11 protein-coding genes are annotated in these 15,210 nt (G+C 46.9%); 7 read left to right on the top strand and 4 right to left on the bottom strand.

The genetic code is table 11. The annotated features are described in order from the left end of the window. Positions 1 to 50: 50 nt before the first annotated feature. The 3 genes from JM642_RS04570 (at position 51) to JM642_RS04560 (ending at position 3,615) form a co-directional block, all read left to right on the top strand. Positions 51 to 1,577 carry a Re/Si-specific NAD(P)(+) transhydrogenase subunit alpha gene (locus tag JM642_RS04570; RefSeq protein WP_037426080.1) on the top strand — a complete coding sequence of 509 codons (1,527 nt, stop codon included), beginning with the start codon at positions 51 to 53 and terminating at the stop codon, positions 1,575 to 1,577. Between the two features lie 11 nt (positions 1,578 to 1,588). Then, positions 1,589 to 3,073 (top strand): Re/Si-specific NAD(P)(+) transhydrogenase subunit beta, encoded by a 1,485-nt coding sequence (gene pntB, locus JM642_RS04565; RefSeq protein WP_037421695.1) that lies wholly within the window; start codon positions 1,589 to 1,591, stop codon positions 3,071 to 3,073. A gap of 155 nt (positions 3,074 to 3,228) precedes the next feature. Continuing rightward, complete coding sequence (locus tag JM642_RS04560) at positions 3,229 to 3,615, top strand: hypothetical protein (RefSeq protein WP_047539585.1); 387 nt, start codon at positions 3,229 to 3,231, stop codon at positions 3,613 to 3,615. A 60-nt stretch (positions 3,616 to 3,675) separates the two neighbouring features. On the opposite strand, the gene JM642_RS04555 is transcribed toward JM642_RS04560, so the two are convergent. The 3 genes from JM642_RS04555 to hldE form a co-directional block, all read right to left on the bottom strand. Further along, a complete protein-coding gene (locus tag JM642_RS04555) occupies positions 3,676 to 4,155 on the bottom strand; it encodes a TetR family transcriptional regulator (RefSeq protein WP_037421701.1) in 480 nt (159 codons plus the stop codon). Positions 4,156 to 4,308: 153 nt separating this feature from the next. Beyond that, on the bottom strand, positions 4,309 to 5,136 hold the full coding sequence (locus JM642_RS04550) for a hypothetical protein (protein WP_169547185.1): 828 nt from the start codon (positions 5,134 to 5,136) through the stop codon (positions 4,309 to 4,311). Then, positions 5,133 to 6,563, bottom strand: coding sequence for a bifunctional D-glycero-beta-D-manno-heptose-7-phosphate kinase/D-glycero-beta-D-manno-heptose 1-phosphate adenylyltransferase HldE (hldE, locus tag JM642_RS04545; protein ID WP_055647514.1), 1,431 nt, complete (start codon positions 6,561 to 6,563; stop codon positions 5,133 to 5,135). The genes JM642_RS04550 and hldE overlap by 4 nt, the downstream gene beginning before the upstream one ends. A 102-nt stretch (positions 6,564 to 6,665) precedes the next feature. On the opposite strand from hldE, the gene JM642_RS04540 reads away from it, so the two are divergent. Continuing rightward, positions 6,666 to 7,592: an LpxL/LpxP family Kdo(2)-lipid IV(A) lauroyl/palmitoleoyl acyltransferase gene (locus tag JM642_RS04540; protein WP_037421862.1), complete on the top strand. Its 927-nt coding sequence runs from the start codon at positions 6,666 to 6,668 to the stop codon at positions 7,590 to 7,592. 152 nt (positions 7,593 to 7,744) lie between these two features. On the opposite strand, the gene JM642_RS04535 is transcribed toward JM642_RS04540, so the two are convergent. Beyond that, positions 7,745 to 9,469 carry a potassium/proton antiporter gene (locus tag JM642_RS04535; protein WP_069454344.1) on the bottom strand — a complete coding sequence of 575 codons (1,725 nt, stop codon included), beginning with the start codon at positions 9,467 to 9,469 and terminating at the stop codon, positions 7,745 to 7,747. Between the two features lie 621 nt (positions 9,470 to 10,090). Between JM642_RS04535 and JM642_RS04530 the strand changes: the two genes are divergently transcribed. The 3 genes from JM642_RS04530 to JM642_RS04520 all read left to right on the top strand — a co-directional run bounded on the left by JM642_RS04530 (position 10,091) and on the right by JM642_RS04520 (position 15,208). After that, positions 10,091 to 12,376, top strand: coding sequence for a nitric-oxide reductase large subunit (locus JM642_RS04530; protein ID WP_055647760.1), 2,286 nt, complete (start codon positions 10,091 to 10,093; stop codon positions 12,374 to 12,376). A gap of 189 nt (positions 12,377 to 12,565) precedes the next feature. Beyond that, the gene (norR, locus tag JM642_RS04525; RefSeq protein ID WP_203432971.1) at positions 12,566 to 14,122 is read left to right on the top strand and encodes a nitric oxide reductase transcriptional regulator NorR; all 1,557 of its coding nucleotides are present in this window, start codon (positions 12,566 to 12,568) and stop codon (positions 14,120 to 14,122) included. 171 nt (positions 14,123 to 14,293) lie between these two features. Next, positions 14,294 to 15,208 (top strand): L,D-transpeptidase family protein, encoded by a 915-nt coding sequence (locus tag JM642_RS04520; RefSeq protein WP_037421718.1) that lies wholly within the window; start codon positions 14,294 to 14,296, stop codon positions 15,206 to 15,208. The last annotated feature ends 2 nt before the right edge of the window (positions 15,209 to 15,210 follow it).

The following is a 15,210-nucleotide window of genomic DNA, read 5'->3' as shown; positions in this document are numbered from 1 at the left end:
CAAGGGAAGCACTCAGGCGGAACGATTATATAAACCATCAGGGAGTAATCATGCAGATTGGAATACCGAGAGAGAGTCTCGTCGGTGAAACTCGGGTCGCCGCGACTCCAGCCACCGTCGAACAGCTTAAAAAGCTCGGCTTTGAAGTTGTTGTTGAGGCCAATGCTGGCTTACTGTCTAGCTTTGACGATGCCGCTTTTGAAGCAGCTGGTGCGAAGATCACGACAGAGGTTTGGCAAGCGGATCTGATTTTTAAAGTCAATGCACCGACCGATGCTGAAATTGCGCAAATTAAAGAAGGCGCGACCTTAATCAGCTTCATCTGGCCCGCTCAAAATGCTGAGTTGGTCGAGAAACTGTCTAAACGCAACATCAATGTGATGGCGATGGACATGGTGCCACGTATTTCCCGTGCCCAATCCCTCGATGCTCTCTCTTCTATGGCAAATATCGGCGGTTATCGCGCCGTAGTTGAAGCCGCGCACCACTTTGGCCGTTTCTTTACCGGACAAATTACCGCCGCAGGTAAAGTCCCTCCGGCCAAAGTGCTGGTGATTGGTGCCGGTGTGGCAGGCCTTGCAGCCATTGGTACCGCAGGTTCTTTAGGGGCAATCGTTCGCGCCTTCGACACGCGTTTAGAAGTGGCCGAACAAATCGAATCCATGGGTGGCCAGTTCCTTAAGCTGGACTTCACCAATGAAGATGGCAGCTCATCGGACGGTTACGCTAAAACCATGTCGGACGAGTTTATCGCTGCCGAAATGGCGCTATTTGCCGAGCAAGCCAAAGAAGTCGATATCATCATTACCACTGCGCTGATCCCAGGCCGTCCTGCACCTAAGCTAATCACCAAAGCCATGGTCGACAGCATGAAGAGCGGCTCTGTGATTGTCGATATGGCAGCACAAGCGGGCGGTAACTGTGAATACACCCAGCCTGGCGAACTCTTTGTCACTGAGAATGGTGTAAAAGTCATCGGCTTTACCGATCTTCCAGGCCGCTTGCCTGCACAATCGTCTCAGCTTTACGGCACTAACTTAGTCAACCTGATGAAGTTAATGTGTAAAGAGAAAAACGGTATTGCCAGCATCAGCTTCGATGATGTGGTCATGCGCAACATGACAGTCGTGAAAGAAGGCGAAGTCACCTTCCCGCCACCACCTATTTCGGTGTCAGCTGCCCCTGCGAAACCTACCGCTAAGGTGGAAGTGAAATCTGCCCAAACCAAAGCGCCTTCAAAACTCAAGTATATTCTCGCTGCCCTTGGTGCAGCGGGGTTTGCCGCTGTGGCCTCAGTCGCGCCAGCCGAGTTTTTATCCCACTTTACGGTATTTATTCTGTCCTGCGTGGTGGGCTATTACGTGGTGTGGAACGTGTCCCACTCACTGCATACGCCTTTGATGTCAGTGACTAACGCAATTTCAGGGATTATCGTGGTCGGTGCTTTGCTGCAAATTGGTCAAGGCTCAACCTTGGTCACTGTGTTGGCGTTTATCGCCGTGCTGATCGCCAGTATTAACATCTTCGGCGGTTTTACCGTCACTCAGCGCATGCTGAAGATGTTCCGTAAGGATTAAGGGGGTATAACGTGTCTCAAGGACTGGTAACAGCAGCTTACATCATTGCCGCCGTGCTCTTTATCTTCAGTCTCGCTGGATTGTCGAAACAAGAAACGGCCAAACACGGCAATTTATTTGGTATCACAGGTATGGCTATCGCCCTACTGGCGACCATTTTTAATCCAGACACCAGCGGTGTCGCGTGGATTATTGTCGCCATGGTGATTGGTGGTGCCATCGGCGTGCGTTTAGCACTTAAAGTCGAAATGACGGAAATGCCTGAACTCGTCGCGGTGCTCCACAGTTTTGTGGGTATGGCCGCGGTGTTAGTGGGCTTTAACAGCTTTATCGACTTACATCCAGAACAAGTATCACAAGTGGTTGTGGCCGTGGGCGGGGATATGAATTCCACTCTCGCAGCCGTGCAGAATGCGCTGAGCGAAGCGGCAAAAGCGGCTGAAAACGCGCATATGACTGGCGCTATGCTCAACATTCACTTAGTGGAAGTCTTCCTCGGGATCTTTATCGGCGCGGTAACCTTTACCGGTTCTATCGTCGCATTTGGTAAATTACGCGGATTAATTTCATCTAAACCGTTGATGTTGCCACATCGCCATAAGCTAAACCTCGCTGCGGTATTGGTATCACTTGGCCTGTTAGTGTACTTCGTGCAAACCGGTGGCACTATGCCAGCCCTACTGTTGATGACACTTATCGCCTTCGCCTTTGGCTGGCACTTAGTGGCTTCTATCGGTGGTGCGGATATGCCGGTTGTGGTCTCAATGCTGAACTCCTACTCAGGTTGGGCGGCAGCGGCGGCGGGCTTTATGCTGTCAAATGATCTGCTGATTGTGACTGGTGCGCTCGTGGGCTCATCGGGTGCGATTCTGTCTTACATCATGTGTAAGGCAATGAACCGCTCGTTTATCTCTGTTATCGCAGGTGGATTTGGTACCGATGGTGTGGCCTCATCTGGTGATGAAGAAATGGGCGAATACCGCGAAACCAACGCCGAAGATGTGGCGGATATGCTGAAAAATGCCTCTTCCGTTATCATCACCCCTGGCTATGGTATGGCAGTGGCACAGGCGCAATATCCTGTGGCTGAAATCACCCAAAAACTGCGTGACCGCGGCGTAAAAGTGCGCTTTGGTATTCATCCGGTAGCAGGTCGTTTACCTGGCCATATGAACGTACTCTTGGCCGAAGCTAAAGTTCCCTACGATATCGTGCTTGAAATGGACGAAATCAACGAAGACTTTAGCGATACAGACGTAGTGCTGGTGATTGGCGCGAACGACACAGTCAACCCTGCTGCGATGGAAGATCCGGGCAGCCCTATTGCGGGCATGCCAGTGCTCGAAGTATGGAAAGCGCAAAACGTGATTGGCTTTAAACGCTCAATGAACACGGGTTATGCGGGTGTACAAAACCCTCTGTTCTTCAAAGACAATACCCAAATGTTGTTCGGCGATGCTAAGGCCAGTGTTGAAGCGATTTTAAAGGCACTGTAATACGTTTGTGAGCTTAATCGCTCGATACAAATCATAAAGGGAGCCATTGGCTCCCTTTGTTTTTTAGCCGCTTGATTACGCTATGTTTTCACATACTTTTAAGCCTGCTCAGCTAGTCTCTGCGCAGTTTATCGCTTCAGGTAAAAGGAGATATCATGCTGCTTGGATTATTTATGCTGTCGGCAATATTAATCAAAACGTCGTTATTAGGACTGGGTTGGATATCAATTGGTATCGGCGTTGGGGGTTATCTTTTTTGCCGTTTTTACCACATTAATCTTGCGGACCTACTGGTCAAAAAATTTAGACGGCTTTTTATCAGTGGGGCGATATTACATCTGCTGCTGTATCTCGGCCTTATCGTAAAACTGTTTCTGATCGATAGCCTAGAGGATATTCCGGCCTTTTTAATCAGTCATTTGGTATTCCATCATGCACTCTGCGCACTCATTGCAGCCGCACTTACCTTTATGGCGATTGGCGTTTACCTTAGCCAGCAAAAGCTAAAGCAGGCAAATATCACTTCCCCCATCGCGAACTAATTTAGCCCCTAAAAACCAAAAGGAGCCACAAGGCTCCTTTTGATAGCAATTCATTTTTGATTATGCCGCTTTAGCAATATCAAAATTAGATAACAACATCACAGCTGTACGGCCGAGTAAATGATTGATGGTGCGATCGCCCACTAATCCTAATTCTGCAATGGCTTGCTGACGTGCAGTGCTTACCGCTCTAAACAGAGTGATTTCATTATTGGTGCCGCCGCAGAGGCTGAAGAATAATCTTAACACTGCGCGGTAATGCTCTTCTTGCATCGCTTGCATCCAAGAGGTTTCTAGCGCTTCTTGGCTAGAGAAGTCGAGCGCAGCAACAAAAAGATTGCCAATACGGCTGTCTAAGCGAATTAAAAAGTCGTTCTTCCGCGGAAAGTGGTGACTAATACCTGTGCGGCTAATCCCCGTTGCTTCAGATAACGTGGTATAAGACATAGTCTCAAAGCCAATAGTCAAAATTTGTCTTAACGCTTCATCCATAATCTGATTGATGGTCTGCTCAGTCTGTACTCGCGAGCGCTTAGCCATAATAAAGTCTCCCACTGTTCTTTTTGTGGGATAGAGCTTACCAAAGCCTTTCAGGGATTACTGCTGTTTAAAAACGTGAAACAAGTGTATTTCACTTTTGTTCAGCTAGGGTTCAGTTTTAAACGGAGGATCTCATCGCTTTTGTTTACATATTTATAACATTGAATTTTGTACTAACCAGTCGTGTGCTTTTTGTTCCCCCATTAACAATGTTAGGGTCGGCGTTAAATAACGCCCAAGATCGGATTTACGCCAAAACAGGTATTCTGGCAGGGGTTGTAGCACGGTATCACTAAAAGTTCGTTGTATTAAACTCGAATATTCACGCAAAACCTGCGGTTCAATTTGTACCATTTGAGGATAAAAATCGGCTACAAAATCACGATAGTGAGTATATTGAACGATTTGAGTGACCTGATATTTATTTAACACCTGTATCATCATTGGTGTCGTCCAGTGTGACATATATTGCGAACTTGTAAGCGCCGCTAGGTTGCGCCGATGATACTGCTGCCAAGCTAAATCAAAATTGCCTTTAGCATTGGCAATACACCAGATGAGATACAGATCCGCTAACCATTCATGCTGATAAGGTGTTAATTCCTTAGGTAATAAACTCCCCTGCAACGCCAAGTTTTCAAGGTGGCCTAGTTCATGCCAAAGGGTTAATTGTGCTTGTTCTTTTAGATCTAATTGGTAGGTAATACCATCAATATTGGCCAGTTGGATCTCTGGTGTTTCTTGCTCATTGACGAGTATTAGGCCGGAGAAATGACTATCTTCAACAGGTAATACCATGGCACTGCGAAGCCCAAGCTCTGTTTTAAACTGAGCCTCGCTGTGGGGGAGCTGTTCACGAACCTGAGGTGGAAATGTTGCCAGACACAGACTCAATTGCGCTAAAGGACAAAGTAACGCCTGCTTATCGGCAATAGGCACCCAAGTTAAGCTTGATATCAGAGTCAGTGCAATTAAACTCACTGTTTTGCCATGATATTTTGGATAATCGCCGTAGTAGAGATGCCGTCTTCAAATCCCAACACTTGCACTTGGCCGCCCGCAGCAATGACCTCGGCGCCACCCGCAATATCTTCAACCTTATAATCACCACCTTTCACTAAAAGATCCGGTAGTAATCTGGCGATGATCCGTTGTGGTGTATCTTCACTAAAAGGCACCACCCAATCGACGGCGGCTAATCCTGCCAACACCGCCATACGTCTATCCACTTGATTAACTGGGCGACCTTCGCCTTTTAAGCGTTTGACTGAGGCATCGTCATTCACGGCCACGATCAATCTGTCGCCTAAGGCTTTGGCTTGCTTGAGGTAACTGACGTGTCCCGCGTGCAAAATATCGAAGCAACCGTTGGTCATCACCACTCGTTCACCACGTAATTTGGCTTGCTCTAGGGCGTAAGCAAGTTGATCTTCACTCACCACCCCAAAACCAGACTCACCGTGATGCAGTGCTAGGGCCTCAATCAACTCAATACGAGAAACCGTAGAAGTACCCAGTTTACCCACCACAACTCCTGCGGCGGTATTGGCAATAGCGCACGCCTGCGGTAACTCAGCACCTGCGGCTAGAGACGTCGCTAAAGCTGAAATCACAGTATCGCCAGCACCCGTTACGTCATACACCTCACGGGCGACTGTTGGGATGTGTAATTCAGGGGCATTGGCCGTCACTAAGGTCATACCTTTTTCAGAGCGAGTGACTAAGATAGCGTCGAACTGGTACTTGTTCAGTAATCCGCGAGCCTTTTCGAGTAGATCTGCTTCAGAGGTTACCGCGCCAACCACGGCCTCAAATTCACTCATATTCGGTGTGATGAGCGAGGCGCCATGATAACGGCTAAAATCGGAACCCTTAGGGTCAACTAGTACTTTTACGCCTTTGGAACGAGCCAGCGCGATAAAATCCTGCGGCTTATCGATAGCGCCCTTCGCATAATCCGATAGCACTACCACATCGACCGAATCGAGTAAGGCTTCAGACTGCTTAAGTAAGCGCGCACTATCCTGCTTATCGAAGGACTCTTCAAAGTCGAGGCGAATAAGCTGTTGATTGCGCGATAACACCCTAAGCTTGGTAATGGTCGGTTTGTCGGTAATTTTCAACCATTGTGGTTCAACCCCAAGTGCTTGTACGCCAAGCGTTAACGCCTTAGCCGTATCATCATCGCCCACTAAGCCCGCCAATTGCACTTGGCCACCTAAGGTCGCGATATTTAGCGCCACGTTTGCCGCGCCGCCCGGTCTATCTTCGACTTGGTTAATTTTCACCACGGGCACTGGCGCCTCGGGGGAAATACGTCCCGTAGGCCCAACCCAGTAGCGATCTAACATCACATCGCCGACGACTAACACTTTGGCTTTTTCAAATGCTGGCAGAGAAACCTTCATAGCGCTCTTATCAGTTGCAGAAATTAAACCGTGATTGTACCTAATTTTCAGCAAAAGATGAGTTAGAATAAGCAGTAATTTTCAAAAGTAGTGAGTATTTTTGTGGTCGAGAAAGCTGAGTTTTCATCATCTTTATATCATCCGAAACACTGGCCCATGTGGTTTGGGGTGTTAGTGATGCGGATTACCCAAGTGTTGCCTCTATCATGGCAGATGAAATTAGGCAAAGGCATGGGCCGATTAGTCAAGGCACTTGCGGCCAGTAGAACCCATACCGCGCGCCGAAATTTAACCCTCTGCTTCCCGGATATGCCAGAGGCCGAGCGAGAAGCGCTCCTCACCCGTAACTTTGAAGAAACGGGCAAAGCGATTTTCGATACCATTAATGCCTGGTGGTGGTCCGATGAAAAAATCCAACAGCACATGCAGATAACCGGCAAAGAGTACGTTCAAGACACCTTGAACGCTGGCCATGGGGTGATTCTGTTTGCAGTGCACTGCTTACCACTGGAAATGGGCGCGCGTATTTTTGGTCAGTTCCAACCCGGTGTTGGGGTGTACCGCCCACATAACAATCCCGTGATGGAATACCTGCAAGTGAAAGGTCGATTACGTTCGAATAAAGCCTTAGTGCCGAAACGCGATCTACGCCAGATGGTGCGTTGTTTACGTAACCCCGATGTGATTTGGTATACCGCTGACCAAGACTTTGGCCGCTCTAGTGCAGTGTTTATTCCGTTTTATGCCGTGCCCGATGCCGCCACTATTACTGGCGCAACCACGCTGGCAAAGTTAGGTAAGGCCAAGGTATTACCCTTCTTTGTTGAGCGCACAGAAGGAGATACGGGCTACCGGATTGAAATCATGCCTCCATTAGATAATTTCCCAGGTGAAGACGAAGTCGCCGATGCCATCCGTGGTAACAAAATTATTGAACAGATTATCGATAAAAATCGTGCTCAATATATGTGGCTCCATCGCCGCTTTAAGACGCGCCCAGATCCAACGGATAAGTCCTTATATAAGTAAGCTTTTGGTTAATCACATCGAGATAAGCGCTTAAAAGAGAAAACAAAATGCCAAGCAATCGCTTGGCATTTTGTTTATATCTTTCTGCCTAAGGCATCTTGTAGGGCTCTAAGCGCTTAAACATGGTAGTTAAGCACAACACTTAAACCAGATTAAGCCTCCGCCGGTAAGCGAATACCCACATTGGTGACTTTGCCTTCATAGAGTCCCGCAACGACCCAATGGAGTGATTGCCATTGAAACTGGTCCCCAAGTACTGGATGCGCACCTAGCTCTAAAGCAACTAAATCAGCTACAGTCATGCCGCCAGTTTCATCGTCTAATGTTAAGCCATAGATAGGTGCAAGATCCGCCAATTTAACCTCGGTATCGATAAAAAAGTCACCAAAGAAACGTGGAACCTCCTTGGTTTCAGGGGCTTGGCTAAAGAGGTTACTCAATGCTTCAAGGCTCTTTTCCTGCCCGAGTACGCACAGAATATCACCCGCCTCTAAGCACGTACTTCCCGAAGGATGCAATAATCTGTTATTGCGAAATACTGCCGCAATGCGAGTACCATCGGGCATTGCTAAGCGTTTTAGCGGTTCACCAATACACCACTTACTTTCACTCAAACGATAGACAAACACTTCCCATTCGCTGCTCGGGTAAATTTCAACCCCCGAACGCGAAACGGGTAAAGGCTTTGGGGGCAATTCTACCTTTGCTAAGCGTGCAGCCGTAGTGAGTGACGCCCCTTGGACTAGCAGAGAGACTAACACCACAAAAAAGGCCAAGTTAAAATACAATTGAGCCCCAGGAAGCCCGGCCATCATTGGGAATACCGCTAAAATAATCGGCACGGCGCCACGAAGCCCGACCCAAGAGATAAACCAGCGGTCACGGCTGCTAAAACTCTTAAATGGCAGCAAACTTAGCCATACCGCTAAAGGTCTGGCAAACAGGATCATCCCAAAGGCCAGTGCTAAGCCCGGCAGCCAAATATCTAATAGATCCGAGGGGGTTAAAAGTAATCCCAAGACGAGGAACATGCCGATTTGACTCACCCAAGTCATTCCATCCAATACGTTTAATATCGCATGACGTCCACGAGTTGGCTTATTACCGAGGAATAGGCCAACTAAGTAAATCGACAGAATGCCACTGCCACCTAGCTTGTTCGATGCAGCGTAAATAATAAGGCCACCGCTGAGCACGAGAATCGAATATAGACCTTCAGCGAGTTGACTTAAGTTCACCAATTTCCATAGCAGCCAGCCACCACCCAAGCCTAATAAAATTCCCAGCCCAAATTGTTTAATAAAGCTAATCAGCATAAAGCTTGCAGATAGCTCGGCATCGACATTGCTGAGAATGGCAATCAAGGTGACAGTTAAAAATACCGCCATAGGGTCGTTACTGCCCGATTCGATTTCCAGCGTCGCGCCAACCCGCTCATTAAGGCTGCGTCCCTTTAACAGTGAGAATACCGCCGCCGCATCGGTAGAGCCGACAATCGCTCCCACAAGCAAACCTTGTAGCCAATGTAAGTCAAATAGCCACGCTGCCATAATGCCTGTGATACTGGTGGTGATCGCCACCCCAAAGGTTGCCAAGGATAACGCAGGCCACAGTGCGACCCTGAAGCTCGCGACCCGAGTGCGCATACCGCCATCGAGCAAAATAATGGCTAAGGCTAAGTTACTGACAAGATAAGCGGTTGAATAATCATCGAAGAGAATACCGCCGGGACCATCTTCACCAGCAAGAATACCCACTGCGAGGAAAATTAATAAGATAGGAATCCCAAGACGGGATGACATGGGACTAAGCAAAACACTCACGGCAGTAAGTAAGGCACCGATCAGAAAAAAACTATTGATGGAATCTGCATCCACACATGCCTCCTTAAATGCTGCTGGCTCAGCTAAACGATAGCAAAAACACCTAGATTAAAAATGACTCAATTAAAAATTTCAGTGTTTCTATACTAGCATAAAAAATGCAGATTATTGGAGTTTTAAATATTAAATTTCAATCATCTACACTAAAATAATCATCAACAGTAACTTTAGGCTAATTTTCAGATAAAAACACATAAAAAGACAAATACAACCAGAACATCAAACTATAAGCATAAATAAAATAAAGCTTATATTTATCAAGTTCTTTAAAAAATAAATCCAATACAAACTTTCCATTTTTAATCAAAAAAAAATATCGGTAACCATCTAAAAAGACACTATATCGATAAAAACATACATCTAACTATATTTATCGCCGCAATACCTTGAAAGACCACATTAAATTGAATAGTTCATTGTGTTATCAACATTGGCCCACCAACGGCTGTCATAAAGACAGTCAATGTCATGATGACAATCCCTATTGCTATCAAAAAGACACTATTAATAATTTTAATTAAATTTTTTCCTTTATTTTCAATGACAAAAATACTTGGCACATATTGCGCAATAGCAAATTACAGGTATCAAAATGACGTTGGATTAAGGGGATTTATGAGCAAACAAAAACTCACCGCTATCGCACTATTATTAGTGTTGATTGCCTCATTTACTGTACTACTGAGCGTAGGCAGTGAAATTTATCGAGAAAAACCACCCATTCCCAGTGCATTTGTCGATGTGAATGGCCAAGTTATCTTTAGTGAAAATGATATAGAACAAGGTCAATTAGTATGGCGCTCAATGGGCGGCCATCAACTCGGTTCGATTTGGGGACATGGCTCCTATGTCGCCCCCGATTGGACTGCAGACTGGTTACACAGAGAAGCCCAAGCTTGGCTCGACTTACGCGCCAAGCAACAATATCAAACGCCTTTCGAACAACTAGGTTCCCAAGAAAAAGCGGGGCTTGAACAAGCATTAAGGGATGATTTACGCCATAACAGTGTTGAACAACAGATCGATGGCACTCAGCTTATCAGGCTATCGACCACACGGGTAGAAGCAATTCGCACGGTTAATCAACACTATTTATCCTTGTTTGGTGATGACCCTAAACTCAGTTCACTACGCGAACAATACGCCATGAAAGAGGGCACAGTGCCCGATGTTACACGCCGTGAACAACTTAATGCGTTCCTGTTTTGGGGGGCTTGGGCTGCCATCACTGAACGCCCAGATGCACCCTATACATACACTAATAACTGGCCGTTCGATCCTCAATTAGGCAATACTCCCACCTCGGATAATATTGTCTGGTCGATACTCAGTATCGTGACCCTGATAGCGGGTATTGGTGGATTGCTATGGCACCATGCCAGCGGTAAGCACGAAAGTCTGCCTAAGCCGTCGGAACAAGACCCGCTGTTTTTCACTAAACCAACCGCTTCACAAAAAGCCGTCGGCAAATACTTCATTACGGCGATAGGCCTCTTTTTACTGCAAATTTTACTCGGAGGCATTACCGCTCACTATGCGGTAGAAGGCCAAGAGTTTTATGGTTTACCTATTGCGGAAATACTCCCCTATTCAGTAACGCGTACTTGGCACACCCAATTAGCCGTATTTTGGATCGCAACTGCTTGGTTAGGTACAGGGCTGTATATTGCACCTGCGTTATCGGGCCATGAACCCAAATATCAACGAATAGGCGTTAACGTACTCTGGGTAGCCTTAGTGGTGGTTGTGCTCGGTTCAATGGCGGGCGAATGGATTGGGGTACAACAGTATTTTGACCTCGATATGAACTTTCTCTTTGGCCATCAAGGATATGAATACATAGATCTTGGTCGAGTATGGCAAATCTTACTCCTCGTTGGGTTATTGATTTGGCTCGCCCTCGTCACCGCCGCCATCAAACCCGCCCTCAAAGTTCAAGGCGAGATGCGCCCTGTTATTTGGGTACTCTATGCCTCCTGCGTCGCAATTGGTTTGTTCTATGGCGCCGGCCTCTTTATGGGCAAACACTCCAACTTAGCGATTGCAGAATACTGGCGTTGGTGGGTAGTACATCTGTGGGTTGAGGGCTTCTTCGAAACCTTTGCGACTGCCGTTATCGCCTTAATGCTGGTACGTTTGGGCTTAATCCGTGGCCGTAGCGCCAACGGTGCGGTCTTGTTTACAACAGTGATCTTCTTAACCGGTGGTTTAATCGGCACTTTACACCACCTCTATTTTACTGGCACACCAACCTCGGTTATCGCCTGGGGCGCAATTTTCTCGGCCTTAGAAGTGGTGCCTTTAGCCATCATAGGTTTTGAAGCAATGGAAACCTACCGCTTGCGTAAAGCCAGTCCATGGATGCAGCGTTATCACTGGGCGATTATGTTCTTTGTGGCTACCGCGTTTTGGAACTTGGTCGGTGCCGGTATGCTGGGCTTCTTAATCAATCCACCAATCTCGCTCTATTACATTCAAGGGTTAAATACCACTGCCACCCACGGTCACGCCGCCTTTATGGGGGTTTATGGCATGCTCGGCATGGGGCTAATGCTTTTCTGTCTGCGCGGTCTAACTGGCAATATGCAGTGGAATGACAAAATGCTCAAAGGCGCCTTCTGGAGCCTCAATATTGGCCTAGCGGCTATGGTGTTTATGTCACTATTACCTGTGGGGATTACGCAGTTTTTTGCAGTCATCGACCACGGCTATTGGTATGCCCGCTCGCCAGAGGTCATTCATAGTCCGCTGATTGAAAGACTGGTATGGATGCGTATGTTTGGGGATATCATCTTCAGTATCGGCGGATTATTGATGGGCACCTTCTTATTTGACTTAATTAGAAAGGCCCTGAATAAACCTGCAAAGTTACAAGGGGAGCAATTACTACCAGACCACTAACACGAGACTAAATAACGGTTAGTCCCATACCAAGGTGCCATTGCTGGCACCTTGGTTGCCTAACCTATTACGCGCTACGTTGCGGTGAGTCATTCCTGTATGCATTTTGCTGTTAGTCGTGTTTAAACTACATGTGTCAATATAACAATCAATGGTATAAATCAGGGTAATCTAGCTGCTGGAGTTTTTATGGCCCTTAGTCAAACCGATCTTACCCGTATCGCCCTCGATATCACCTCAGGTTTAGCCCATAGAGACCGCTTCTCACGGCTGCTCAATACCGTTAGAGAAAACTTACACTGTGATGCCGCTGCGCTACTCACGTTTCATGGTCAGTATTTTACCCCACTCGCCATCGATGGTTTGAATGATGACGTACTAGGCAGACGTTTTATCCTTAATGAGCACCCAAGGCTTGAGGCTATTGCCCGTGCGGGGGATATAGTGCGCTTCCCGGCTGACAGCGAACTTGCAGACCCTTACGATGGTTTAATCCCCAATCAAACAGGCGCATTAAAAGTGCATGCCTGTATTGGACTACCGTTATTTGCCGATGAACAGCTTATCGGGGCCGTAACTATCGATGCCTTTAATCCTCTGCAATTTGATCAATTCAGCAATGCCGAGCTACGCAGTTTAAGTGCCATTGCCGCAGCATCTTTAAGCAATGCTTTACTGGTTGAAAAACTTGAACGTATGGCCCTAAACAGCCATTCAACCCATGCACAAGAAAATAGCCCTAACCTGAGTCAGAATGCCGAAATCATTGGCCATTCGCCCTTAATGCAAAGTTTAAACCGAGAGATTGAAGTCGTAGCCCATAGCGATCTGAATGTGCTGATCTTGGGCGAGACTGGTACAGGCAAGGAGTTAGTCGCCCAGGCGATACATCAAAAATCTGCAAGATCCAGTAAACCATTGGTCTATCTAAATTGTGCAGCACTCCCCGAATCGGTTGCCGAAAGCGAACTCTTTGGTCATATCAAAGGTGCGTTTACAGGTGCAATTAGCCATCGCAGTGGCAAATTTGAAATGGCCGACAAAGGGACACTCTTTCTAGACGAGATTGGCGAACTGCCCCTCACACTCCAGGCCAAGTTATTGCGGGTCTTACAATATGGCGACATACAAAAGGTAGGTGATGATCGCAGCCTAAAAGTCGATGTCCGCATCATAGCCGCAACCAATAAAGATCTTAAAACAGAAGTGCTTGCAGGTCGTTTTAGGGCAGACCTTTACCATAGGTTAAGTGTATTTCCGATACTGGTTCCGCCCTTACGGGAGCGCGAACAGGACATCACACTTCTGAGTGGATTCTTTGCTGAACGCTACAGGCAAAAACTCGGGATGAAACAACTTAATTTCAGCAACAGTAGCCTACTCTTGCTCAATCAATATACTTGGCCGGGTAATGTACGCGAACTAGAACACGCTATCCATAGGGCGACGGTTCTAGCACGCGTAACCGCACAGGACGGCTGCTGCACCATTGCGCCACAACATTTCGATTTACCTGTTACACTTAACACCTCAAAAATGAGTTCATTGGCAATCACGTCGTTGAGCAATGCAACGCAAATCCAGCAAGAGTTTGTTAGCTTATCCCTAGCAACCGACACATTTCAGCGCGACTACATCAAACAAGTCTTTACCACACATACAGGCAATTGGGCTGCCACGGCAAGGACATTAGGAGTTGACCCAGGCAATCTGCATCGGCTCGCAAAACGTTTAAAGCTAAAATAAGCAATAAATACGCTTTATGAACCATATTTCAGTTGAAATAATATCCAAAATAAGGAAGGATGCGAGCTTCGCGCGCCAGTGCATTGTGTATTACAATTTGCCGCCCGATTTTGGGAAGAAACTGCCGCGTAAAACAGGTTATTTTATTAACAGGAATCGTAGTATCCGCTTATGAGTATGCTTCGCACCACAGCTTTATTATTGACTTTGGTTTTTCCAAGTCTCTCCGCTTTAGCAACGGAATACCCTTTACCGTCTTCTAAGAGCCGGTTAGTTGGCGAGAACCTGTATTACACAGTGCCAGAGGGTAAACATACCCTCGAAGATATTGCCGCTCAGTTCCAACTCGGCCTAAGCAACTTGCTGGAAGCAAACCCTGGTGTTGATCCGTTTCTTCCAAAGCCAGGCAGTAAATTGTTAATTCCTAAACAATTAATTCTGCCCAATGCGCCACGTGAAGGCATAGTTATCAACGTTGCTGAAATGCGTCTGTATTACTATCCAAAAGGCAAAAATACCGTGGAAGTTCTACCTATCGGTATTGGCCAAATTGGTAAAGACACGCCAGAAAACTGGGTAACCAGCGTGCAACGTAAACGTGCTAACCCGACATGGACACCAACGCCACGCATTCGTAAAGAATATGCGGCAAGGGGCGAGATTCTGCCAGCGGTATGGCCAGCAGGTCCAGATAACCCAATGGGACTGTATGCACTCTACATTGGTAACTTGTATGCCATCCATGGTACCAACGCTAGCTTCGGTATTGGTTTACGTGTTAGCCAAGGCTGCGTGCGTTTACGTCACGATGACATTGAACATCTGTTCAAAACCGTGCCAGTTGGAACACGTGTACAATTTGTTAACCAACCGATTAAAGCGACCGAAGAGCCAGATGGAAAGCGTTATTTAGCCGTGCATCAGCCGCTATCACGCACTATTGCTGAGTTTGAGTCCAACGAGCCTGTGGCAATTGCTTTACCAAAAGACATCGCTAAGTTTATTGCCAAAGCTGATACCGACTCCAGCGTGATCAAAAAGCTACTGGACGAGCGCACTGGTGTACCGACAATTATTAATCAATAGTT

The sequence above is a fragment of the Shewanella sp. LZH-2 genome, assembly GCF_016859145.1.
Lineage (GTDB): Bacteria > Pseudomonadota > Gammaproteobacteria > Enterobacterales > Shewanellaceae > Shewanella > Shewanella xiamenensis.
The sequence above is the reverse complement of the archived record's forward strand: the minus strand, read 5'-3'. Positions and strand labels throughout refer to the sequence as shown.